This is a genomic window from Micromonospora sp. NPDC048898 (assembly GCF_043198035.1).
Taxonomy (GTDB): domain Bacteria; phylum Actinomycetota; class Actinomycetes; order Mycobacteriales; family Micromonosporaceae; genus Micromonospora.
Genome location: NZ_JBICUF010000003.1, coordinates 137,533 through 159,789 on the forward strand (window position 1 = coordinate 137,533; position 22,257 = coordinate 159,789).

Sequence of the window (22,257 nt, forward strand, 5' to 3'; positions counted from 1 at the left end):
GGGCACTGACCGGCACCGCCGGTCTCCGAGGGCACTGACCGGCACCGCCGGTCTCCGAGGGCACTGACCGGCACCGCCGGTCTCCGAGGGCACTGACCGGCACCGCCGGTCTCCGAGGGCACTGAGCCCGGCCACCGGCCGGACGGGTGAGCCCTCGATGTCCATTGCGGTGATCGGACATTGTTCTTCCGCTCCCATTAGCGGAAAACCCGGCCGGATCGAACAAAGGGCCTCGGGGTAACCCCGGGGCCCTTTTTCACGTCACGCTGCGTGGCGCCCGACCCGCCCGGGACCTGCCAAGATCGCCGATTGGTCCCGCCCCGTCGATGGTGGCAGTTGACCATGTAAAGAGGCAACGAAAGCTGCGCACCGCTCTTGCGAAGCACCCTGGGGCGTCTGCCAGTATGTCCCAATGCCCCAGCAGCAGTCCTCCCCTCTCGCGTTCTTCGATAACGCGAACTCGCAGCCAGACTTCACCGTCGGCCTGCGCGGTTACAACACTCACCAGGTCGATGACTTCCTCGGCCGGATGACCGCCGCGCTGACCCAGTCCGAGCAGGCCCGTGCCGAGGCCGAGCAGCGGATGAACGACGCCCAGCGTCGGCTCCGCCAAGCCGAACAGCGCATGAGTGCGCTGGAGCAGAAGCTCACCGACACGAACAAGCAGCTCGAAGAGAACAGCCGGCCCACTCTCTCCGGCCTCGGCACCCGCGTCGAGCAGATCCTCCGGCTCGCCGAGGAGCAGGCCAACGACCACCGCAACGAGGCCAAGCGCGAGTCGGAGGGCATCCTCTCCGCCGCCCGCCTGGAGGCCCGCGAGATCACCGACAAGGCGCGTGCCGAGGCCGCAGCCATGAAGGCCAGCGCCGAGCGCGAGGCGGGCAACCTGCGCACGGCCGCCGAGCGCGAGGCCGCCGAGGTCCGGGTGCAGGCCCGCCGCGAGGCTGACACGCTGCGCGCCGACGCCGACCGCGAGACCAAGCAGCTGCGTACGGTCACCGCGCACGAGGTGGCCGAGCTGAAGTCGACAGTCGAGCGGGAGGTGGCCACCCTCCGGGCCACCGCCGAGCGGGAGATCACCCAGCAGCGGGCCAAGGCCGCCCGCGAGGCCGAGGAGAAGCGCGCCGAGGCCACCAAGCTGCTCACCGACGCGCGGGACAAGCGCGACAAGGACCTCCAGGCCCTGGAGCTGCAGCTGGCCGAGCGCCGCGAGAAGGCGGAGCGCGAGGAGTCCGAGCGGCACGCCGCCCAGGTCGCGCAGACCCAGAAGATGGTCAGTGAGGCCGAGCAGCGCGCCCGCGCCGCCCAGGAGCGCGCGAAGGAGATCGAGCAGCGCGCCGAGGCCCGCCGGGTCGAGTCCGAGCGCAACGCCGCCGAGACTGTCGACAAGGCCAAGGCGCACTCCGAGAAGACGCTCAACGAGGCCAAGGCCGAGTCGCAGCGCCTGCTCACCGAGGCGCGCACCGAGGCGGAGCTGACCACGCAGGCGGCCCGCCGCGAGGTCGAGGACCTCACCCGGCAGAAGGACGCGGTCACCTCGCAGCTGGGCCAGATGCTCTCCGGGCTCGCCGGCATCGTGCCGGGGATGCCGGCGGCCGCTCCGGCGGCCAAGCCGGAGGCCAAGAAGACCGAGGGCGGTCAGGAGCGGGTGACGGCGGAAACCGCCGGCTGACGCGCGGCGTCAGGTAGGGGCATCGACGGCGCGAGGTGACACCGGGTAACCGGTGCAACCTCGCGCCGTATGCGTTTCCCAGTTCGTGGTATCCCGTGCTCGCAACGGAGTGAAGTAGCTCGCACAAGGCGCGTCCGTATCGCCCCAGCAGGCCCTGTTGCGTGTGAGGATGGGGGCATGTCGCACGGCGAGGAACTGTTCGCTCTCGGCGGGGACGTGACGACGGAGCCCAGCTTCGAGTCCGCTCTGCGGGGGTACGAGAAGAAACAGGTTGATCGGTATGTCGCGCGTGCCGAGCACGAGATCGCGACCCTCGCGTCCGAACGGGAACAGGCGTATACACAGATCCACAAGCTCGCCGGTCAGGTCGAGGTGCTCCAGCGTGACCTGACCCAGGTGCGCAAGCAGATGAACGTGGTCGACCGGGCCTCGTTCAAGCATCTCGGTCCGCTCGTCGACTCGATCGTCACGCAGTCCGAAGAGCTGGCCGAGAAGATCGTGGCCGATGCGAACGTGGAGATCGAGGCCCGTCGTGCCGCGGCCGAGCACATCATCGAGGAGGCCCGCGAGCAGTCCGCGCGGGCGCTGAAGGACTTCGAGATCGCCCTCGCCGCGCGGCGCTCGGAGGAGGAGCGGCACAGCGCCGCCCGCCGGGCCGAGGCGGAGGCCACCCTGCGGTCCGCCAAGGACGAGGCGGCGCAGTTGCGCAAGGCGGCGCAGGACGCGCTGGCGAAGGCGCAGCAGGAGGCCACCCAACTCCGGGACACCGCCAAGGAGATCCACACGCGGGCCCAGCAGGAGTCGACCAAGCTGCGCGAGTCGGCCCGCGAGACGTTGGCCAACGCCCGGCAGGAGGCCAGCGACCTGCGCGAGGCCGCCAAGGAGATGCACGCCAAGGCCCTCCAGGAGGCCAAGCGGCTCACCGACACCGCGACCGAGGCCGGTCGGGCCACGCACGCGAAGGCGCAGCAGGAGGCCAAGCAGATCATCGACGACGCGTCGATGGCGGGCCGGGCCACCCGCGCCAAGGCGCAGCAGGAGGCGGAGCGACTGACAACGCAGGCCTCCGAGGCGGCCAAGCGCAGCCGCGCCGAGACCGAGGCGTACGTGCAGCGGATGCGCGCGGAGACCGAGGCGTACGTGCAGCAGACCCGTGCGCAGACCCAGCAGGAGCTGGGCGCGTGGCGGGCCGGCGTGGAGCAGGAGGTCAACTCGCGTCGCGAGGCGGCCGACCGGGAGTTGGCGCAGCGACGGTCCACTGCCGAGCAGGAGTTCGCCAAGCGCCGCGACGAGCTGGACCGGCAGCACGAGTCCCGCCAGCAGGAGCTGGAGACCGGGTTCGCCAGCCGCCAGCAGGAGCTGGAGGCGGGTTTCACCACCCGCCGCGACGAGCTGGAAACCGAGTACACGAGCCGTAAGAACGAGCTGGAAACCGAATACTCCACGCGTAAGAACGAGATCGAGCAGGGCGCGGCCGGGGTTCGCCAGGCCGCCGAGCAGGACGCGGCGGCGCTCCGCCAGCGGTCCGAGGCGGAGGCCGCCGAGCTGCTGAGCCGGGCCGCGACCGAGGCCGGCGACAAGCGCCGCGAGGCCGACGAGCATGTCGCGGCGTCGCGTCGGCAGTTCGAGGAGTACGCGGCCACGACGCAGCAGCACCTGGCCACCACCCAGCAGCACCTGGCGGCCACCCAGCAGGAGTCGGCGGCGGGTCGGCAGCAGTTGGCCCAGGTGATGTTGGAGATCGCCCAGGCCCAGCAGCAACTCGCGGACCTGCGGCAGGAGACCTGGAAGTCCCGGCAGGAGTCCGACGAGCTCCAGCGGCAGATGGCCGAGCTGCGGTTGCAGAGCGTCGCCGGCCCGATCGACGGCCCGACCGCTGGCGATGGGGTGAGCAGGAGCGCGGCCGACAGTGGTGCCGCGGGCGCAACCACCTCCGGCACGGCGACCGCCAACACGGGCGCAACCGGCTCCGGCACGGCGACCGCCGACGAAGGCTCGTCGCCCGCGTCGGGTTCGGCCAACGACGGCTCGTCGCCCGGGTCGGGTGCGGCCACCGGCCTCAAGACCGAGCCCGCCGACACCCGGCAGCCGGTGAACGCCGCAGCCGAGGGGCAGTCCACGACCCGGCCGGTGGCCGAGCCGGTGACCACCGTCGACGGAGGCGCGGCCAGCGCCGGGGTGGACGGGGAGCCGACCGTGGCCGCCGTTCCGGGCGAGGGCGGCCGGGGCGCCAAGCCGACCAAGATCACCAGCACCGGTGAGAACGGCAAGCGACCCAGCAAGCCGACCACCGACGAGCGCAGCGCCAAGCCCAGCAAGGTCACCATCGAGAAGGACTGACGGGTACGCCGCCAGCCGCATGATCGACACGACATCAGTGAAATCGGGGTGTCCGGGTTACCCGGACACCCCGATTTCCTGAAACGCGAGTGGATCTGGCCCGAGGTGGCGACGGTGGTTGGGTGGGGCACATGGAGCATCAGATTGACGGTCTCGTGGTCGATGGCGACCATGAGGTGGCTACGCTGCTGGCGCACTGGGAGATGATCAGAAACGGTGCGTTGTCCCGCCGCCAGTCGATCGAACTGATGAAGGAAGTCGTGAACTGATGGACCTGACCGGTGCACGCTGGCGCACGCCCAGCCGTAGCGGCAACGGAGAGTGTGTCGAGGTGCGGGACCGCAAGGACCCGAGCGGCCCGGTGCTGGTGTTCGCGCCGGCCGCGTGGCGGGCGATCGTGACCGCCGCCCGTCGTCCCACCCCCTGAGCCGGGAGGTCCCTGGTGCCGCAGCACGACCCGTCCGGCGACAACCCGGATCTGACCCCGGACCCCCTACCAGCGGAGACGCCAGCTTCGGCGGAGACACCACCGCCGGTGCCGGTCCCCGCTCCGGGAACCGACCCGGATGAGGCACCGGCGGTCCCGTCCGGCAAGTTCGGCACGCCGGGGCGCCCGCTGCGCCGCAACAGTTTCCTGATCGGCTTCACCGGTGGGCTGGGCGTGCTGCTGGCGTACACCCTCTATCTGGGGATTCGCAATGCCGGCGGCATCCTGGTGCTGGTGGTGATCGCGCTCTTCCTGGCGGTCGGCCTCAACCCGGCGGTGGTCCGGCTACGCCGCTGGGGCCTGCCGCACGGCCTGGCGGTGGCGGCGGTCGCGCTGACCGTGGTGCTGCTGCTCTGCGGGGGCGTGTGGGCGCTGGTCCCGCCGATCGTGACGCAGTCGGGGCAGTTCATCGACCAGATCCCGAGCCTGCTCGCGGAGTTGCGGCGCAGTCCGACGGTCAATGACCTGATGGAACGGTACGACGTGGTGGAGCGCGTGCAGGGCGCTGCCAACGCGGACACCGTCGGCCGGGCGCTCGGCGGGGTGTTGGGCGGCGCTCAACTGATCTTCGGCACGGTGTTCCGGACGCTGACCGTGCTGGTGCTGACGATCTACTTCCTGGCCTACTTCAACAAGCTGCGTTCCCTGGGCTACTCGTTGGTGCCTCGGTCGCGGCGGGAGCGGGTGCAGCTGATCGGCGACGAGATCCTGGCCAAGGTCGGGGCCTACATGGTCGGGGCGTTGAGCATCGCGGTGCTGGCCGGCGCGACCACCTTCGTCTTCGCGCTGATCGTCGATCTGCCGTACCCGTTCGCACTGGCCGTGGTGGTCGCGGTGACCGACCTGATCCCGCAGATCGGCGCCACCCTCGGCGCGGTGATCGTGAGTCTGGTCGGCTTCGCCACCGACCTGCGGGCGGGCATCGCCTGCGCGGTTTTCTTCCTCATCTACCAGCAGGTGGAGAACTACCTGATCTACCCGAAGGTGATGCGGCGCTCGGTGGAGGTCAACGAGGTGGCCGCCCTGCTGGCCGCGCTGCTCGGGGTGGCGCTGCTGGGCGTGGTGGGCGCGCTGATCGCCATCCCCACGGTGGCCGCGCTGCAACTGATCCTGCGCGAGGTGGTGCTGCCCCGCCAGGAGACCCGCTGACCCCGCACGCCGCGGACCAGACCCGCTGAGCCCGCACGCCGCGGACCAGACCCGCCGACCCCGCACGCCGTCAGGCAGACGGCGCTGACCCGCACGCACCGCAGGACAGACCCGCCTCGTCGGCGATCGACGGTCAGTCGGCCTTGCCGGCGGCGGGGCCGGGGACGGGCGTGTCGGCGAACGAGGCCACCGTCCGGTCGGCGTACGCGCTGACGTCGCCGGACTCCATCGGGCCGTCCCAGGTCGTCGGCAGCGGCACCTCGACGGCCGGGTTGACCCGCCGGACGATCTCGTCGAGCACCGTCTCCGCGTCGCCCACCCAGAGGTGCTTGGCACCCGGCACACCGACCACCTCGGCCTGCGGCACCGCGGCGAACCGCTCCCGTGCCTCGGCCGGGCGCAGGTAGTCGTCGAACTCCGGCACCAGCGCCGTCAGTGGCCGACCCGAGGTGGCCCAGGTGATCAGGTCCGCAGGTGTCGAGAAGCGCAGCGGCGGGGAGAGCAGGATGGCCCCGGCGATCGCCGGGTCGCAGCCGTACCTCAGGGCCAGGTCGGTGCCGAACGACCAGCCGACGAGCCAGATGTTGGGCAGCTCGGCGAACTCGGCGTACTCGATGGCGGCGGCCACGTCGTACCGCTCCCCCACCGCGCCGTCGAACGCTCCCTCGCTGGTGCCGCGCAGGCTGCTGGTGCCCCGGGTGTTGAACCGCAGGACGGCCAGGTCGGCGAGGGCGGGCAGCCGCCAGGCCGCCTTACGGAAGACGTGGCTGTCCATCATTCCGCCGTGGGTGGGCAGCGGATGCAGGCAGACCAGGGTGGCCACCGGCGGTCGGTCGGCCGGCAGGGCCAGCTCACCGACCAGCCGCAGCCCGTCGGCGGTGTGCAGCTCGATGTCCTCCCGGCGGCCGGGCAGGATCGACGACGCGCGAATCGCTGTGCTCACCGCCCAAGTCTGTCGCGAAGTCACCGCCGCCGCCCGCCCAGGCACAAACAGCGTGATCCAGGTCGCTAAGCCGTGCCGAGCGACACCCCCTGGCGGGCCAGCCATCGCGCGGGACACCCGGGCCGCCAAGCCGCGACACCCCGACCGGCCCGCCGAGGTGTGCGACACCCCGACCGTGCCGCCGAGCCGTGGAACACCCCGGCCGGGCCGCTCAGTAGCGGGGGGTGCCCCGGCCGCGTTGCACCGCCGGCCCGCGCCGATCCCGGGCTCGCCAGCAGCCGCTGTGCCAGTGCCGCCGGTCGGTCAGGTCACCCAGGCCGTCGGCCGGCCAGGCCACCAGGTGCGCCACTCCGGGTGGGATCTCCTGGTCACAGCCGGGGCAGCGGTACGTCTTGACGGACGCCCCGGCGCCGATCCCGCGTACCTGCCAGGCGCCGTCGGACCACTGCTGCACCGAGGCGACACCCTGCCGGACCCGGTCGGCGTCCAGGTTGGCGTTCTCGTCCCGGCGAGGGCGATTGCGACGGGGGCTCACAGTCACCAAGCGTACGGTCCGTCTGGTGCGGCGGCCCGGCCGGTCACCAGGACGCGGGCTCGTCCAGTGGCTCGCTGACCTGCGCCCCGCCCAGCACCGTGGCCGCGTCCTCCTCGTCGTACCCCTGTGCCGGCCAGCCGAAGTTGGCGGTCAGGTGGGCCCTGGGGAAGCCCAGCAGCTCAAGTTCGCCGCCCTGGCGATCGATATGCGCCGGTTTGCCGCCGACAGTCCGGTTCCCCTCGGCGCGGGTCCCGGCGATGCCGATCGCGTACTGCAACTCGACCTTGATCGCGCCCGGGTTGCTCCCGGAGACCATCATCTGCACGCCGAACGCCGCCGGGAACGGTGCCACAGTCACCTCGCACCTCGTGAGCCGTGTGCCCGCCGGCAGCGTGGTGAGCCGCAGCGGGCCACCGCAACGGTGCGCCTGGTCGAGCCGCAGCGCGGCGGCCACGTCGAACAGGTCCCGCTCGTCCGGCCCGCTGCCGCTGGCCCGGGCGTACACCCCGGGGGCGGGTTGCCAGTGTCGCAGCCACGCCAGCACGCCGTAGGGCCCCTCGGCGTGCGACACCGACCCGTCGTAGACGCCGTCCTTGACCAGCTCCGGGACCAGGGCCGGCAGCCCCTGGGCGCGCATGGGCAGGGCGTCCGCGGAGGCGGCCAGTTCCACGGTGACTGTGCGTCCGCCGACGTCGAGCCGCGCCATCTCCACGCCGCTCTGCACCGACCAGGAAAGATATCGGGGCCCGTCCGGGGCGAACCCGAAATGCAGCACGTTCGGGTCCGTGCCGACCAGGTCGGGTCGGGCGGCCGCACCCGGTACGCCGTCGAGCCGGGGCGGCGTCACGGCCTGCATTGCGTCACTCGGCGGGCCCAGCCCTGGAATGACGACGTCCAGGCCGGAGCCGGAGAGACTCGCCGGGCCAAGGGCCACGCCCGCGCCGAGCACGGCCACCACCCCCAGCACCGAGGCGGTGGTGCGTCGGCGGCGGATCCGGGCCCGACCCCGGGACACCGCGACGGCCAGCAGCCGGTCGGTGTCCACAGTGCCCTCGGCGCGCTCGCGCAGCGTCTGGTCGATCCGCTGGTCGAGGTCTGTCACGGTCGGCTCCCGTTCGTGGCCGGGGCACCGCAGCGCTCCCGAAGGTTGGCGAGCGCCCGCATCGCGTGGGTGCGGACGGTGACCGGTGAGCAGTCCAGGATCTGGGCGATGGTCTGGTCGTCGAGGTCCTCGTAGTAGCGCAGCACCAGCACCGCCCGCTGCCGGTCGGGCAGGCCGAGGATCAGCCGCCACATCTCGTCGCGGTCGGCCGCCTCGCCGCCGAGGTCGCCACGGTGCGCCCGCTCGGCGAAGGACCCGACGACCAGCTCACGGCTCGATCGGCGGCGCCACCAGGAGTTGTTGGCGTTGACCAGCATGCGACGCACGTACACGTCGGGCCGGTCGGCGCGGACGATCCTGCGCCACTGCACGTACGCCTGGGACAGCACCTCCTGGGTGAGGTCCTCGGCCCGGTGTTCGTCACCGGTCAGCAGCCGGGCGAGCCGGACCAGCGCCGGTCCCCGGCTGCTGACGTACTCCTCGAAGGTCACGCCCTGCAGACGCCCTGGGCACCCCGCGGCGTTTACCCGCTCAGTGGTGCGAGTGGTCGCGGAAACCGCGACGGGCCTTGCGACCCAGGTAGCCGGCGGTGACCAGATGCTCCAGCAGCGGCGCGGGCGCGAAGCCCGGCTCGCGCAACTCCAGGTACAGCTCGCGCTGGATCGCCAGCGCGACGTCCAGACCGACCACGTCGAGCAGCTCGAACGGGCCCATCGGGTAGCCGCAGCCCAGCTTCATGGCGTGGTCGATGTCGTCGGCCGTCGAGTAGCTGGCCTCCAGCATCTTCACCGCGTCGTTGAGGTAGGGGAAGAGCAGCGCGTTGACGATGAACCCGGACCGGTCCGCGCAGACCACACCGGTCTTGCCGAGCGTGGCGCAGACGCCGCGGGCGGTGGCGGTGGCCTCCGGGGAGGTGCGGATCGTGCGGACCACCTCGACCAGGGGCATGACCGGCGCCGGGTTGAAGAAGTGCAGCCCCACCACGTCGGCCGGTCGGTGGCTGGCCATCGCCACGTCGATCACCGGCAGGGACGAGGTGGTGGTCGCCAGCACGACGCCCGGCTTGCAGATCTCGTCGAGGCTCGCGAAGAGGGCCTTCTTGACGCTCAACTCCTCGACGACCGCCTCGACCACCAGGTCGACGTCGGCGAGGTGGTCGAGCGTGGCCGACCAGCTGATCCGGCCGAGCGCGGCGTCCCGGTCGGCCTCGGCGAGCTTGCCGCGCGCCACGCCCTTGTCCAGCGAGGTCCGCACCGCCTCGCGGAGCGTCGCCGACTTCTCCAGGCCCCGGGCCACCGACACGACCTCGTAGCCGGCCCTCGCGAAGACCTCGACGATCCCGGTGGCCATCGTTCCGGAACCGACAACGCCAACCTTGGTGATCACCCGCGCGCCGTCGGCGAGCGCCGACTCCGTGGCCAGCGGCGTCGCCTCGTCCGGTACGACCACCGGCGAGCCGGGCCGTTCGTAGGTGTAGAAGCCCCGACCGGACTTCCGGCCGAGCAGCCCCGCGGTCACCATCTGCTTGAGCAGCGGCACCGGGGCGTGCCGGCGGTCCCGCCCGCCGCGCCGGTACATGGTGTCCAGGATCTCGTACGCGGTGTCCAGGCCGATCAGGTCCATCAACGCGAGCGGGCCCATCGGCAGGCCGCAGCCGAGCTTCATCGCGGCGTCGATGTCCTCCCGAGCGGCGTAGTGCGACTCGACCATGGCGACCGCGTGGTTGAGGTAGCCGAAGAGCAGCGCGTTGGCGATGAAGCCGGCCCGGTCGTTGATGGTGACGTCGACCTTGCCGAGGCGGGTGCAGAGCGCCTCGACATCGGCGACCACCTCGGGTGCGGTGACGACCGTGCGGACCACCTCGACAAGCTTCATCACCGGCGCGGGGTTGAAGAAGTGGATGCCGATCACCTGGTTGGGCCGGGTGGTGGCCACCGAGATCTCGGTGACGCTCAGCGACGAGGTGTTGGTCGCGAGGATGGCCTCCGGCCGGCAGACCCGGTCCAGCTCCGCGAAGATCCGCTGCTTGAGGTCCAGGTGCTCGGGAACCGCCTCGATGACCAGGTCGACGGAGTGCAGCGCGTCCAGCCCGACCGCGAAGTGCACCCGCCCGTGCAGGGCGTCGCGGTCGGCCACGGCGAGCTTGCCCTTGGCGACCGCCCGGTCGGTGGAGCGGGTCAGGGTGGCTCGGCCACGCTCCAGCGCCGGCTCGGAGATCTCCACCGCCACCACGTCGATACCGTTGCGGGCGAAAACCTCGACGATGCCGGCACCCATGGTGCCCAGCCCCACCACGCCCACGGTGCTGAACTCGCGCGCCACGACCGGCCTCCCCAGACACTCCGCACGGCCCCTGAACGGCCGCTAAGGCTATGCGCGCGAGTCTGCCACGTGACGATTGGTTGTCGAGACGCCGTGGCCTATGTCACCGCCTGCGACGTGCCGCGTGCCTAGGCGGCGGGACCGGTGGTCAGGGCCAGCAGCTCCGCCACGAACTCCGCCGGGCGCTCCAGGTGCGGGCTGTGCCCGCAACCGGGCAACACCACCTCGTGGTACGCGCCGCCGGCCGCCGCGTACCGCTCCAGCACCGACCGGGTCTGGCCGATCATCGGCTGCGGCGGGCAGACCTCCTCGCCCGGCCAGCCGGGCACGAGACCCAACGAACCCAGGTACGCCAGGTCGAACAGCGAGGTGTCCGAGACGATGACGTCGGCGTCGCCGCGTACCCAGGTGATCGGAGGCTTCTCGGCGACGGCCACCAGCTCGTCGGCGAGCCGGAAGTGGGTCGGCGCGAGGGCGTTGAGCACCCCGCGCGTGCCCGGCGCGGTGCCCGGCCAGTTCTCCGACGGCTCCGCCGTGCCCGGGTAGTTGTCGTCCCCGGTGGCGGTGGAGAGCACGGTGTCCAGCAGCAGGTCCTCGTCGGCGCCCAGCGCGGCGGGATCGGCCACGTAGGTGGCTCGCAGGACGGCGCGCGGGCTGGCCGGAGTGTCCGCGCTCCGGTCGCCGGCGGCGAGCAGGGCGACGAAGTCCGGATTTGCCGTGCCGGCGCCCGTGCCGGCGAAGTCGGGGGTGGTCGGCGTGCCGGTCAGGTCGCGGGTGCCACCGAAGCCGTACGGGGAGACCGGCGCCGCGAGCAGCAGCGCGCCCACCCGGTGTGGACTGTCGACGAGCAGTCGCATCGCCACTCCCCCACCGAGGGAGTGCCCGACCACGACCGGGCGGGTGTCGCTGACGCCGAAGAGCGTCGGGTCGTCCAGCAGGGCGGCCACGTCGTCGGCGAAGTCCCGCAGGCCGCGGGTGGCGTCCACCGGGGCCGTCGCGGAGTCGCCGTAGCCCCGCAGGTCGGGGGCGACCACCCGCAGCGTCGGCGGCAGCCGACGAACCAGCGGCTCCCAGAACAGCGCGGACGAGCAGTTGCCGTGGATCAGCAGCACCGGGGCGCCGTCCGGCGGGCCGGCCACCCGGACCGCCTGGGTGATGCCGTTCGCCGTCACGATCCGCTGCTCGGTTTCCATCCGCGGCATGCTGCCACGCCCGTCGGTGCCGGTCCAGGTGCCGAGCGGCCACCCCGGGTGCGGCCCAGGTGTGGGCCGCACCCGGGTCGCCGGTCAGCGCCGGACGCCCGGCGGCGCGGCCAACGGCAGCGGCAGGGTCGGTCGGACGTCCCGCCGGGACGGCCCGAAGCTGAGCCCCACCGGGTCGGTGTGCGCCACCCCCGGGTCGAAAAGGCGCAGCTCGGTACGGCCGAGTCGGATCACGTCACCGTCGGAGAGCCGCTCCACCTCGGTGATCCGGCGGTCGTTGAGCCAGGTGCCGTTCGTTGAGCCAAGGTCCCGCAGCGACGGGCCCTCCGGGGCCAGCCACACCTCCGCGTGGCGGCGGCTCAGATGCGGGTCGCTGATGACGACGTGACCGGTCGGCGCTCGACCGACCACCTGCGGTGCGACTCGAAGTCGGAAGCTCGCTCCGCGCATCGGCCCACCCGCCACCGTCAACAGCGGCATAAGTTCTGGAAGTTCCTCCATGGACAGTCAGCCCTCCACCCCACACCGTCACTCCGCGCGCCAGCCTGCCACCAGACGGTAATCATCGATACCGACCGGCCGGTCAACTCCTCGTCACCTCCCGGCCACCTGCCGTTCGACGATTCGGGCGGACCGCGTTCGCCATCAATGGCCTGACCTGCCCTGACAAACGATCAGGCGAAGCGGCACGACGCCGGGCCGCTCGGTTACGATCCGGATCTACCGGCGAGTAATCCTCGGGTCTAGACTTCCGCCATGACGGCTGTGCATGTCCCGGGTCTTCCGATCATCGAGGCGGGCCGGCTGGTCTCCACCAACCCGGCCACCGGCGCCGAGGCCGGCCGCTTCCCGGTGGCGACCGAGGCCGACGTGCGGCGGGCCGTCGAGGGCGCCCGCGCCGCCGGCGGATGGTGGGCCGGGCTCGGCTTCGCCGACCGCCGCGAACGGATGCTGCGGTGGCGTGCCCTGCTGGCCAAACGCATCGAAGAGCTGGCCGAGCTGGTGCACGTCGAGGGCGGCAAGCCGATCGCCGACGCCATCGTCGAGATCGTCACCGCGATCGAGCACATCGACTGGGCCGCCCGCAACGCCAACCGCGTGCTCGGCCCGCGCCGGGTGCGGTCCCGGCTCATCCTCGCCGAGTTCTCCGGGCACCTCGAATACCAGCCGTACGGCGTGGTCGGCGTGATCGGCCCGTGGAACTACCCGGTCTTCACACCGATCGGTTCCGCCGCGTACGCGTTGGCCGCCGGCAATGGTGTGGTGCTCAAGCCGAGCGAGTACACGCCCGCCGCCGGCCAGTGGCTGGTGGACAGCTTCGCCGAGGTGGTGCCCGAGCAGCCGGTGTTCGCCGCTGTGCACGGGCTGGGCGACGTGGGCGCCGCGCTGTGCCACTGCGGGGTCGACAAGCTGGCCTTCACCGGATCGACAGCCACCGCCCGCACGGTGATGGCGGCCTGCGCCGAGACGTTGACCCCGGTGCTGATCGAGGGCGGCGGCAAGGACGCCATGATCGTCGACAGCGACGCCGACCTGGACGCCGCCGCCGAGGCGTGCGTCTGGGGCGGCATGACCAACGCGGGCCAGACCTGCATCGGCATCGAGCGGGTCTACGTCGTCGACTCGGTCTTCGACGCCTTCGTCGACAAGGTGGTCACCCGCGCCGGTCGGCTGACCGTCGGCCCGGAGGGCACCGACATCGGCCCGATCACCATGCCCCGGCAGATCGACGTGATCCGCCGGCACATCGACGCCGCGATCACCTCGGGCGGGCGCGCCGTGCTCGGCGGTCCGAGCGCGGTGCAGCCGCCCTACGTCCACCCGACCGTGCTGGTGGACGTCCCGGAGGAGTCGGCCGCCGTCCGCGAGGAGACCTTCGGCCCCACGCTGACCATCAGCCGGGTCCGCGACGCCGACGAGGCCGTCAGCCGTGCCAACGCCCTGCCGTACGGCCTGGGAGGTTCGGTCTTCGGCCGGCGCCGCGCGGTGTCCATCGCGCGGCGGCTGCGCTCCGGAATGGCCTCGATCAACTCTTCACTGACCTTCGCCGGCATGTCCACCCTGCCGTTCGGCGGGGTCGGTGACTCCGGCTTCGGGCGGATCCACGGGGAGGACGGGCTGCGCGAGTTCGGCCGGGCCAAGGCGGTCACCCGCCGTCGGGCCCGGTCGCTGTTGCCGTCGATGACCTTCGAACGCACCCCGACCGACGTGGCGCGACTCGTCAAGGCCATCAAGGTGATGTACGGGAGATGAGTGTCGGATAACCGATCTCGGCGAAGATCAGCGTATCCACATGTTTATACGCGGTGTCCACGGCGGTACATTGCGTTAAATGGGCCCCAATCGATTGCGCTACCGCCTTGTCGACAGCGAGCAGTCGTGGAGTGCGCGGCGGCGCCAGCATCGCTCGGACTGGCTGGCACGCACCTTTCCCGAGATCGGCGACATGCACGTGGTCGATCTCGGCGGCCGGCTCGGCACCTGGCACCGCGCGACAGTCCGGCCGGCTCGGGTGACAGTCGTCAACCTGGAGCAGCCGCCCGCCGTCGTGCCGGACTGGGCCCACGTCGAGCAGGCCGATGCCTGCGACCTGCCCCCGCGCATCGCCAAGGGTGGCTACGACCTGGTCTTCTCCAACTCGGTGCTGGAGCATGTGGGTGGGCACGAACGTCGGCTGCGCTTCTCCGCCGCCGCCCGGGCGATGGCCGACCGGCACTGGGTGCAGACGCCCTACCGCTACTTCCCCATCGAGCCACACTGGATCGCGCCCGGGATGCAGTTCCTGCCGGTGCGCCTGCGCACCGCGCTCGCCCGACGGTGGCCGTTGGGGCACAAGCCGACCCGCAGCCACGACGCGGCCATCCACCAGGTCCTCTGGACCGAGCTACTGGACCGTTCGCAGATGCGCCACTACTTCCCCGACTCGACAATGCTGATCGAGCGGGCGTTCGGCCTGCCCAAGTCGTTGATCGCGGTGCGTAACGGCGGGTGAGCCGATCAGAAGAGCGTCAGCTCGTCCTTCTCGATGCCCCGCAGCCGGTCGTAGTTCACGACCACGCACCGGATGCCCCGGTCGGCGGCGAGCACCCGGGCCTGCGGCTTGATCTCCTGGGCGGCGAACACCCCGACCACCGGGCTGAGCAGCGGGTCACGGTTCATCAACTCGAGATACCGGGTCAACTGCTCCACACCGTCGATGTCGCCGCGCCGCTTGACCTCGACGGCGACCGCGCCGGCGTTGGCGTCGCGGCACAGCAGGTCGACCGGGCCGATCGCCGTCATGTACTCCCGGCGGACCAGCGTGAACCCCTCACCCAACGCACCCGGGTTGGCGGCCAACAACTCCTGTAGGTGCGCCTCCACCCCGTCCTTGCGCAGGCCCGGGTCCACACCCAGCTCGTACGAGGTGTCCTGGAAGATCTCCTCCAGGGTGATCCGCAGCTCCTCGCCGGCCTTGTTGACGACCCGCCACACGCCGGGGGCCTCCTCCAGCCGACAGGGCGGGCTCATCCAGTTCAACGGCTTGTAGGCCCGGTCGTCGGCATGGATCGACACCGACCCGTCCGCCTTCACCATCAGCAACCGGGTGGCCGGCGGCAGGTGAGCCGAGAGCCGTCCGACGTAGTCCACCGAGCACTTCGCAATGACCAACCGCACCCGACGAGGGTAGCCGAGGACCCACCGGTCGCCACCGAGCGGCACTGGCGCGTCGATGCGATGCTGAGATCGTGTTCGAAGTCCTCACCGGCACCGGCCTCGCCGCCTCAGCGGGGTTGAACGCCTACATACCCCTGCTCGCCCTCGGTCTGCTCGGTCGCTACACCGACCTGATCGACCTTCCCAGCGGCTGGACCTGGCTCGGCAACGGCTGGGTCATCGTCATCCTGGCCGTGTTGCTCGCCGTGGAGATGGTGGCCGACAAGGTGCCAGTGGTCGACCACGTCAACGACGTGGTGCAGACCGTGGTCCGACCCACCGCCGGCGGCCTGGCCTTCGGCGCCGGCTCCTCGTCGGAGACGGTGACGGTCAGCGACCCGGGGAGCTTCTTCTCGTCCCACCAGTGGGTGCCGGTCGCCACCGGCGTGCTGCTGGCCCTGGGCGTGCACCTGCTCAAGTCCGCGGCACGTCCGGTCATCAACGCCAGCACCGCCGGGTTCGGTGCGCCCGTGGCCAGCACCGCCGAGGACGCCACAAGCGTGGTGGTCTCCCTGGTGGCGATCATCCTTCCGGTGCTGGTGCTGGCGTTCCTGCTCGGCCTGGTGGTCTTCGTCTACTGGTTCCTCCGACGGCGCTCCGAACGCCGCCGGGAACGCGAGGCGGCCCGCGCCGCCGGCTTCCGCGTCTGATGCTCGATCGACTCGGGTTCCTGCAGACCGGGCCATCCCCCGCGGCGGGACACCCCGCCGTCCGGAGACCCGAGTCGATCACGCCGACCGGCGGGCGGGCGAATCGAGGGATGGCCGACTCGACAAAAGCCTAGGATCGGGGCAAAGACCTAGAGGAGGTTGGCATGACCGCAGCGTTGGAGATGCCCCGGGTCCAGGAGTGTGTGGTCGCCGCGTGCGCGTACAACCAGTCGGGTGACTGCCACGCCTTCGCGATCACGATCGGCAGCATGGATCACGCGCACTGCCACACCTTCGTCGAGTCGCCCATCCGCGGTGGAGTGGACGGCCTGACCGCCCAGGTCGGCGCCTGCCAGCGTGCCGACTGTCGGCACAACGAGCAGTTGGAGTGCCACGCGTCGTCGATCAGGGTCGGCCCGGACAACGACCTGGCCGACTGCATGACCTACGCCGTTCGCTGACCGGCCAAACCGCGCGATCAGGGCAGGTCGTTGGCGCGTCGGATGACAGTCACCAGGTCGTCGATGATGCCGGTGAGGGCGAAGTCCTTCGGGGTGAACACCCGGGCCACACCGGCTGCCCGCAGGGTGTCCGCGTCACTGGCGGGGATGATGCCGCCCACGACCACCGGCAGGTCGGCCCGGCCGGCGGCGCGCAGCCCGTCCAGCACGGCAGGCACGGCGGCCAGGTGCGATCCGGAGAGCACGGACAGCCCGACCAGGTCGACGTCCTCCTCGACGGCGGCGGCGACGATCTGCCCCGCGGTCAGCCGGATGCCCTGGTAGACGACCTCGAAACCGGCGTCGCGGGCACGTACCGCGATCTGCTCCGCGCCGTTGGAGTGCCCGTCCAGCCCGGGTTTGCCGACCAGCAGCCGCAGCCGGCCGCTGCCCAACTCCCGGGCGGTGGCGGTGACCCGCTCGCGGACGGCGGCCAAGCCCGGGTCGCCACCGCTGCCGGCGGCACCGGCCAGGCCGGTCGGCGCCCGGTACTCGCCGAAGACCTGCCGCAACGCTCCGGCCCACTCGCCGGTGGTCACCCCGACCCGCACGCACTCCAGGGTGGCGGGCATCAGACTGGTGGTGGTCGCGGCGTCCGCGCGGAGCCGGGCCAGGGCCGCGTCGACGGCGTCCGCGTCCCGGTCGGCACGCCACAGGTGTACGCCGGCAGCGGCGGCCGCCTCGACCGCGGGGTCCACCCGCTCGACGGCCTGCGCACCGGCGTCGGTCAGCGGGGAGGGCTCGGTCTCGGCGTACCTGTTGACCCCGACGACCACGTCGGCCCCGGACTCCATCCGGCGGCGGCGCTCGGCCAGCGAGGCGACAAGCGCGCTCTTGAGGTAGCCGGACTCCACGGCGGCGACCACGCCACCCGACTCCAACACCTTGTCCAGCTCGACCCGCGCCCCGGTGACGATCTCGTCCACGAGTGCGGTCATCACGTGCGAGCCGGCGAAGAGGTCGGGGTATTCGAGCAGGTCCGACTCGTACGCCACGACCTGCTGCATCCGCAGCGACCACTGCTGGTCCCACGGGCGGGGCAGGCCGAGCGCCTCGTTCCAGGCGGGCAGTTGCACGGCGCGGGCCCGCGCGTCGCGGGACATCGTCACCCCGAGCATCTCCAGCACGATGCGCTGGATGTTGTTCTCCGGCTGCGCCTCGGTGAGGCCCAGCGAGTTGACCTGCACCCCGTAGCGGAACCGCCGCTGTCTGGCCTCGGTGACCGCGTACCGGTCCCGGGTGATCTCGTCCCAGAGCACGCCGAACGCGCGCATCTTGGCGATCTCCTCGACGAAGCGCACCCCGGCGTTGACGAAGAACGAGACCCGCTGCACCACGTCGCCCATCCGCTCGGCCGGGACCTGACCGGAGTCGCGGACCGCGTCGAGCACGGCGACCGCGGTGGCCAGTGCGAAACCGACCTCCTGCACGGGAGTCGCGCCGGCCTCCTGGAGGTGGTACGAGCAGATGTTGACCGGGTTCCACCGGGGCATCTCCCGCAGCGTGTACGCCACCACGTCGGCGGTCAGCCGCAGCGACGCCGCTGGCGGGAAAATGTACGTCCCCCGGGACAGGTACTCCTTGACGATGTCGTTCTGCGTGGTGCCGGCACAGCGGGCCAGGTCGGCGCCCTGTTCCAGCCCCACGGTGCCGTAGAGGGCGAGCATCCACATCGCCGGGGCGTTGATGGTCATCGAGGTGTTCGTGTCGGCGAGCGGGAGACCGTCGAAGAGCGCCCGCATGTCGCCGAGGTGGGCCACCGGCACGCCGACCCGACCGACCTCACCGGCGGCCAGCTCGTGGTCCGGGTCGTACCCGGTCTGGGTGGGCAGGTCGAAGGCGACCGAGAGGCCGGTCTGCCCCTTCGCCAGGTTGCGGCGGAAGAGGGCGTTGGTCGCGGCGGCCGACGAGTGGCCGGCGTAGGTGCGCATCACCCACGGCCGGTCCCGCTCGGGCAGCCGCCCCGGATATGCCGTCTCATCCATGGCCGGAGTTTAAGTTACCCACCGGTAAAACGGGTTGTGGAAAACCACACACGTCCATGTCGGGGACGTCCGGGTGGGAAACGCACGAGGTGGCGCCCACCGCCACACCCCGGGGCACCCGGCCGGGCTGGTCAGGCGCACACTTGACGACATGGATGACGAGCTGGCCATCTCGGTCCGGGGGCTGCGCAAGGCGTACGGCGACAACGTCGCGGTGGCAGGCGTGGACCTCGACGTCCACCGCGGTGAGGTGTTCGCGTTGCTCGGCCCGAACGGCGCGGGCAAGACCACCACGGTGGAGATCCTGGAGGGTTTTCGACGCCGCGACGCCGGCGAGGTCACCGTGCTCGGCAGCGACCCGGCGCACCCGGACGCCGACTGGCGCTCCCGCGTCGGCATCGTGCTCCAGGGCACCGGCGAGTTCGACGAGCTGACCGTGGCCGAGGTGATCCGGCACTTCTCCGGCTTCTATCCGGACGCGGACGACCCGGACAAGGTGATCGAGCGGGTCGGGCTGGCCGACAAGGCGAGGGCGCGTACGCACAGCCTCTCCGGCGGGCAGCGGCGTCGCCTGGACGTGGCGCTGGGCATCATCGGTCGCCCCGAGCTGCTCTTCCTCGACGAGCCGACCACCGGTTTCGACCCGGAGGCCCGCCGCGAGTTCTGGGAGCTGATCCGCGACCTCGCCGCCGCCGGCACCACCATCGTGTTGACCACCCACTACCTGGACGAGGCGGAGGCGCTCGCCGACCGCGTCGGCGTGATCGCCGGCGGCCGGCTGGTCGCGGTGGCCGCCCCCAACCAGCTGGGCAACCGGCAGGAGGCCCTGGCCACGGTTTCCTGGCGTACCCCGGATGGGGCCCTGGAGAGCACGCAGAGCGCGACGCCGACGGCCCTCGTGGCCGATCTGGCCGCGCGCCACGGCGGTGAGGTGCCGGGGCTCACGGTGACCCGGCCGACCCTGGAGGACGTCTACCTGAAGATGATCGGACACGCGCGATGACGACCACGACGAAACCGGCCGCCGCGGTCGCCGCTCCTCGGGGCCAGCGGCCGAACGCTGGCGCGCTCGCCCTGCGCCAGGGTCGGCTGGAGATCACCCAGTTCCTGCGCAGCCGGGAGTCCGTGGTCTTCACGATGGGTTTCCCCATCATCATGATCCTGATCTTCGCGTCGATCTTCGACGGGACGATCGGCGGCGGGGTCAAGTTCACGCAGTACTTCATCACCGGCATGATCGCGACCGGCCTGATGACGGTGAGCTTCCAGAACCTCGGCATCTGGATCCCGATCGAACGGGACCGGGGTGTGCTCAAGCGCTACCGGGGCACCCCGATGCCCAAGTGGGTCTGGTTCGCCGGCAAGGTGATCATGGTGGTGGCGATCGGCATCGCCGAGACCGCACTGCTGCTGGCCGTCGCGGTGGCGCTGTTCGACCTCGACCTGCCGGGCACCGCCGGCAAGTGGTTGACCTTCGGTTGGGTCGCCGTGCTCGGGGTGACCGCCTGCACCCTGTGCGGCATCGCCATCTCTTCGCTGGCCCGCACCGCCCGCAGCGGCTCGGCGGTGGTCACCCCGGTCGCCCTGGTGCTCCAGTTCATCTCCGGGGTGTTCTTCGTCTTCACCGACCTGCCCACCTGGATGCAGCAGGTCGCGGCGCTGTTCCCGCTCAAGTGGATGTGCCAGGGCCTGCGATCGGTCTTCCTGCCGGAGAGCTTCGGTGCCCAGGAGCCGGGCGGCTCGTTCGAGCTGGGGCGGGTTGCCCTGGTGCTGGCCCTGTGGTGCGTGATCGGTGTGGTGCTCTGCCTGACCACCTTCCGCTGGACCACCAAGCGCGACGGCTGACCCGTTCCCGGGGCCCCGAATCACCCCGGGGCCTGCCAGACTTTGCCGATGGCAGCTCGACCGACCCGGCGTGGTCTCCTGCTCGCGGGTGCGGGAGCGACGGCGCTGGCGGTCGGGCTCGGCTGGGCGGCCCGCGACCTGATCCGTCCGTCGCCGGCACGGCCGACGCCCCCGGACGCGCCGGCCGGTGACGAGCGCCTGACCAGCCGGCCGTCCGCAGCACGGGGCCGCTCGGTCGACTTCTACACGGCCGTCCCGGACGGGCACGGCGACGGCCAGGGGCTGCCGGTCTGCCTGGTGCTGCACGGCGCGTCCACCACCGCACGCGACTTCCCCGGGCTCGGCCTGGGGCGCTTCCTGACCGACGCGGTACGTCGAGGCGCACCGCCGTTCGTGCTCGCCGGAGCGACAGGCGATCGCCTCTCCTGGCGCCCCGCCGGACGGGACGACCCGCAACGGATGGTGCGGGAGGAGTTGCCGGCCTGGTGCGCCGAGCGGGGCTTCGACACCACCCGGCTGGCGGCCTGGGGCTGGTCGATGGGGGGCTACGGCTCACTGTTGCTCGCCGAGACCTGGCCGGGCCTGCTCCGGGCGGTCGCGGCCTTCTCCCCTGCCGTCACGTCCGGCGACGCCGTCTTCGCCGGTGTCGACCGGCTGCGCGGCACCCCGCTCGGCCTCTGGTGCGGTCGGCAGGACGACTTCCTCGACGACGTGCAGGCGCTGGAGCGGGCCCTGCCGGAGCCGGCGGTCCGCGCGGAGTACGCCGACGGCCGACACGACTTCCGCTACTGGGGCTCGGTCATCCCCAGCGCGTTGGACTTCGTCGCGGCGGCGCTGGACGCGCCGGCCGGCCCCACCTGAGCCGACCGCGGGGGCCCGCGAACGGCCCCCGCGGCTGCCGGTCTCAGTACGTGTAGAAGCCCTTGCCGGTCTTGCGGCCCAGGTCGCCGGCGGTGACCATCCGCTGGAGCAGCTCCGGCGGGAAGAACTTCTCGTCGGCCGTGTCGGCGTAGATGTTCTTCATGGCGTGCAGCAGCACGTCCACGCCGGTCAGGTCGATGGTGGCCAGCGGGCCCATCGCGTGCCCGAAGCCCAGGCGGCAGGCGGTGTCCAGGTCCTCGGCGGACACCACGCCGGACTCCACAAGCTTGGCCGCCTCCATGACCAGAACGGAGATCAGCCGGGTCGTGACGAAGCCGGCGATGTCCCGGTTGACCACCACCACCGTCTTGCCGACCTCCTCGGCGAAGGCCCGTGCGGTGTCCAGCGTGGCGTCGCTCGTCTTGTAACCGCGGACCAGCTCGCAGAGCTGCATCATCGGCACCGGGGAGAAGAAGTGGGTGCCGACGACCGCCTCCGGGCGCTCGGTCACCGCGGCGATCCGGGTGACCGGAATGGCCGAGGTGTTGGTGGCGAGCACCGCGTCGTCCTTGCAGATCTTGTCGAGGGCGCGGAACACCTCGTGCTTGATCTCCAGTCGCTCGAAGACGGCCTCGACCACGATGTCCGCGTCCGCCGCCGCTTCCAGATCGGTGGTCGGGGTGATCCGGGCCAGCGTCGACTCGACCTCGGACGCCTCGATCTTGCCCTTCTCGGCGAACTTCTCCAGTGACTTCCGGATGCCGCCGAGCCCTCGGGTGGTGGCCGCGTCGTCCAGGTCGCGCAGCGTCACCTGCCAGCCCGCCTGCGCTGCCACCTGGGCGATGCCGGAGCCCATCAACCCAGCCCCGACGACTGCGAGTCGACCCGCCATCTACTTCTCCCTCGCTGCGATTGAGTGCCTGCAAACACCCTAGTCGGCGAGCCTGAACGATGGCTAAGCCCGGTCG

The 22,257-nt window shown here is 71.6% G+C and carries 21 protein-coding genes and 1 pseudogene; 12 read left to right on the forward strand and 10 right to left on the reverse strand.

Annotated features, from left to right (window positions below; genetic code table 11):
- Positions 1–412 precede the first annotated feature (412 nt).
- The 5 genes and pseudogenes from ACGFIQ_RS10890 to ACGFIQ_RS10910 all read left to right on the forward strand — a co-directional run bounded on the left by ACGFIQ_RS10890 (position 413) and on the right by ACGFIQ_RS10910 (position 5,648).
- Positions 413–1,672 carry a DivIVA domain-containing protein gene (locus ACGFIQ_RS10890; RefSeq protein ID WP_393242507.1) on the forward strand — a complete coding sequence of 420 codons (1,260 nt, stop codon included), beginning with the start codon at positions 413–415 and terminating at the stop codon, positions 1,670–1,672.
- A 177-nt stretch (positions 1,673–1,849) separates the two neighbouring features.
- Entirely contained in the window at positions 1,850–4,012 is a 2,163-nt protein-coding gene (locus ACGFIQ_RS10895; RefSeq protein WP_393242509.1) for a hypothetical protein, read from the forward strand.
- 83 nt (positions 4,013–4,095) lie between these two features.
- A pseudogene (locus tag ACGFIQ_RS10900) lies at positions 4,096–4,281 on the forward strand (DNA-binding protein); the annotation flags it as partial.
- A complete protein-coding gene (locus ACGFIQ_RS10905; protein ID WP_393242511.1) occupies positions 4,281–4,439 on the forward strand; it encodes a DUF397 domain-containing protein in 159 nt (52 codons plus the stop codon). The pseudogene ACGFIQ_RS10900 and the gene ACGFIQ_RS10905, both read left to right, overlap by 1 nt.
- Positions 4,440–4,454: 15 nt before the next feature.
- Positions 4,455–5,648: an AI-2E family transporter gene (locus ACGFIQ_RS10910; RefSeq protein WP_393242512.1), complete on the forward strand. Its 1,194-nt coding sequence runs from the start codon at positions 4,455–4,457 to the stop codon at positions 5,646–5,648.
- Positions 5,649–5,781: 133 nt separating this feature from the next.
- Here the strand turns inward: ACGFIQ_RS10910 and ACGFIQ_RS10915 are convergent, their stop codons facing one another.
- The 7 genes from ACGFIQ_RS10915 to ACGFIQ_RS10945 form a co-directional block, all read right to left on the reverse strand.
- Positions 5,782–6,591, reverse strand: a complete 810-nt coding sequence (locus ACGFIQ_RS10915) for an alpha/beta hydrolase (protein WP_393242514.1) — start codon at positions 6,589–6,591, stop codon at positions 5,782–5,784.
- A 211-nt stretch (positions 6,592–6,802) separates the two neighbouring features.
- Entirely contained in the window at positions 6,803–7,132 is a 330-nt protein-coding gene (locus ACGFIQ_RS10920) for a hypothetical protein (RefSeq protein WP_393242516.1), read from the reverse strand.
- Positions 7,133–7,169: 37 nt separating this feature from the next.
- A complete protein-coding gene (locus ACGFIQ_RS10925) occupies positions 7,170–8,228 on the reverse strand; it encodes a hypothetical protein (RefSeq protein ID WP_393242518.1) in 1,059 nt (352 codons plus the stop codon).
- Positions 8,225–8,719 carry a SigE family RNA polymerase sigma factor gene (locus ACGFIQ_RS10930; protein ID WP_393242520.1) on the reverse strand — a complete coding sequence of 165 codons (495 nt, stop codon included), beginning with the start codon at positions 8,717–8,719 and terminating at the stop codon, positions 8,225–8,227. The genes ACGFIQ_RS10925 and ACGFIQ_RS10930 overlap by 4 nt, the downstream gene beginning before the upstream one ends.
- A 40-nt stretch (positions 8,720–8,759) precedes the next feature.
- The gene (locus tag ACGFIQ_RS10935; protein ID WP_393242522.1) at positions 8,760–10,550 is read right to left on the reverse strand and encodes a 3-hydroxyacyl-CoA dehydrogenase family protein; all 1,791 of its coding nucleotides are present in this window, start codon (positions 10,548–10,550) and stop codon (positions 8,760–8,762) included.
- Between the two features lie 128 nt (positions 10,551–10,678).
- Positions 10,679–11,752, reverse strand: coding sequence for an alpha/beta hydrolase (locus ACGFIQ_RS10940; RefSeq protein WP_393242523.1), 1,074 nt, complete (start codon positions 11,750–11,752; stop codon positions 10,679–10,681).
- Positions 11,753–11,836: 84 nt separating this feature from the next.
- On the reverse strand, positions 11,837–12,202 hold the full coding sequence (locus ACGFIQ_RS10945) for an FHA domain-containing protein (RefSeq protein ID WP_393242524.1): 366 nt from the start codon (positions 12,200–12,202) through the stop codon (positions 11,837–11,839).
- Between the two features lie 306 nt (positions 12,203–12,508).
- On the opposite strand from ACGFIQ_RS10945, the gene ACGFIQ_RS10950 reads away from it, so the two are divergent.
- Together ACGFIQ_RS10950 and ACGFIQ_RS10955 are read left to right on the forward strand one after the other, a co-directional pair.
- Positions 12,509–14,005, forward strand: coding sequence for an aldehyde dehydrogenase family protein (locus ACGFIQ_RS10950; protein WP_393242526.1), 1,497 nt, complete (start codon positions 12,509–12,511; stop codon positions 14,003–14,005).
- 79 nt (positions 14,006–14,084) lie between these two features.
- Entirely contained in the window at positions 14,085–14,744 is a 660-nt protein-coding gene (locus ACGFIQ_RS10955) for a class I SAM-dependent methyltransferase (protein WP_393242528.1), read from the forward strand.
- A gap of 5 nt (positions 14,745–14,749) precedes the next feature.
- Here ACGFIQ_RS10955 and nucS read toward each other — a convergent pair whose 3' ends face one another.
- Positions 14,750–15,409, reverse strand: a complete 660-nt coding sequence (gene nucS, locus ACGFIQ_RS10960) for an endonuclease NucS (RefSeq protein ID WP_393242530.1) — start codon at positions 15,407–15,409, stop codon at positions 14,750–14,752.
- A 71-nt stretch (positions 15,410–15,480) separates the two neighbouring features.
- Here nucS and ACGFIQ_RS10965 point away from each other — a divergent pair, with 71 nt between their 5' ends.
- Together ACGFIQ_RS10965 and ACGFIQ_RS10970 are read left to right on the forward strand one after the other, a co-directional pair.
- The gene (locus ACGFIQ_RS10965; RefSeq protein WP_393242532.1) at positions 15,481–16,098 is read left to right on the forward strand and encodes a DUF4126 domain-containing protein; all 618 of its coding nucleotides are present in this window, start codon (positions 15,481–15,483) and stop codon (positions 16,096–16,098) included.
- A gap of 164 nt (positions 16,099–16,262) precedes the next feature.
- Positions 16,263–16,559, forward strand: a complete 297-nt coding sequence (locus ACGFIQ_RS10970) for a DUF1540 domain-containing protein (RefSeq protein ID WP_393242534.1) — start codon at positions 16,263–16,265, stop codon at positions 16,557–16,559.
- Between the two features lie 17 nt (positions 16,560–16,576).
- Here ACGFIQ_RS10970 and ACGFIQ_RS10975 read toward each other — a convergent pair whose 3' ends face one another.
- Positions 16,577–18,583 (reverse strand): protein meaA, encoded by a 2,007-nt coding sequence (locus ACGFIQ_RS10975; RefSeq protein ID WP_393242536.1) that lies wholly within the window; start codon positions 18,581–18,583, stop codon positions 16,577–16,579.
- Between the two features lie 151 nt (positions 18,584–18,734).
- Here ACGFIQ_RS10975 and ACGFIQ_RS10980 point away from each other — a divergent pair, with 151 nt between their 5' ends.
- Genes ACGFIQ_RS10980 through ACGFIQ_RS10990 form a run of 3 tightly spaced genes read left to right on the forward strand, consistent with a single transcriptional unit; the run spans position 18,735 to position 21,289 of the window.
- On the forward strand, positions 18,735–19,586 hold the full coding sequence (locus ACGFIQ_RS10980; protein ID WP_393242538.1) for an ABC transporter ATP-binding protein: 852 nt from the start codon (positions 18,735–18,737) through the stop codon (positions 19,584–19,586).
- The gene (locus ACGFIQ_RS10985) at positions 19,583–20,428 is read left to right on the forward strand and encodes an ABC transporter permease (RefSeq protein WP_393242540.1); all 846 of its coding nucleotides are present in this window, start codon (positions 19,583–19,585) and stop codon (positions 20,426–20,428) included. The genes ACGFIQ_RS10980 and ACGFIQ_RS10985 overlap by 4 nt, the downstream gene beginning before the upstream one ends.
- Before the next feature lie 48 nt (positions 20,429–20,476).
- On the forward strand, positions 20,477–21,289 hold the full coding sequence (locus ACGFIQ_RS10990) for an alpha/beta hydrolase (RefSeq protein WP_393242542.1): 813 nt from the start codon (positions 20,477–20,479) through the stop codon (positions 21,287–21,289).
- A 43-nt stretch (positions 21,290–21,332) separates the two neighbouring features.
- On the opposite strand, the gene ACGFIQ_RS10995 is transcribed toward ACGFIQ_RS10990, so the two are convergent.
- Positions 21,333–22,181, reverse strand: a complete 849-nt coding sequence (locus ACGFIQ_RS10995; RefSeq protein WP_393242544.1) for a 3-hydroxyacyl-CoA dehydrogenase family protein — start codon at positions 22,179–22,181, stop codon at positions 21,333–21,335.
- Positions 22,182–22,257: the final 76 nt, after the last annotated feature.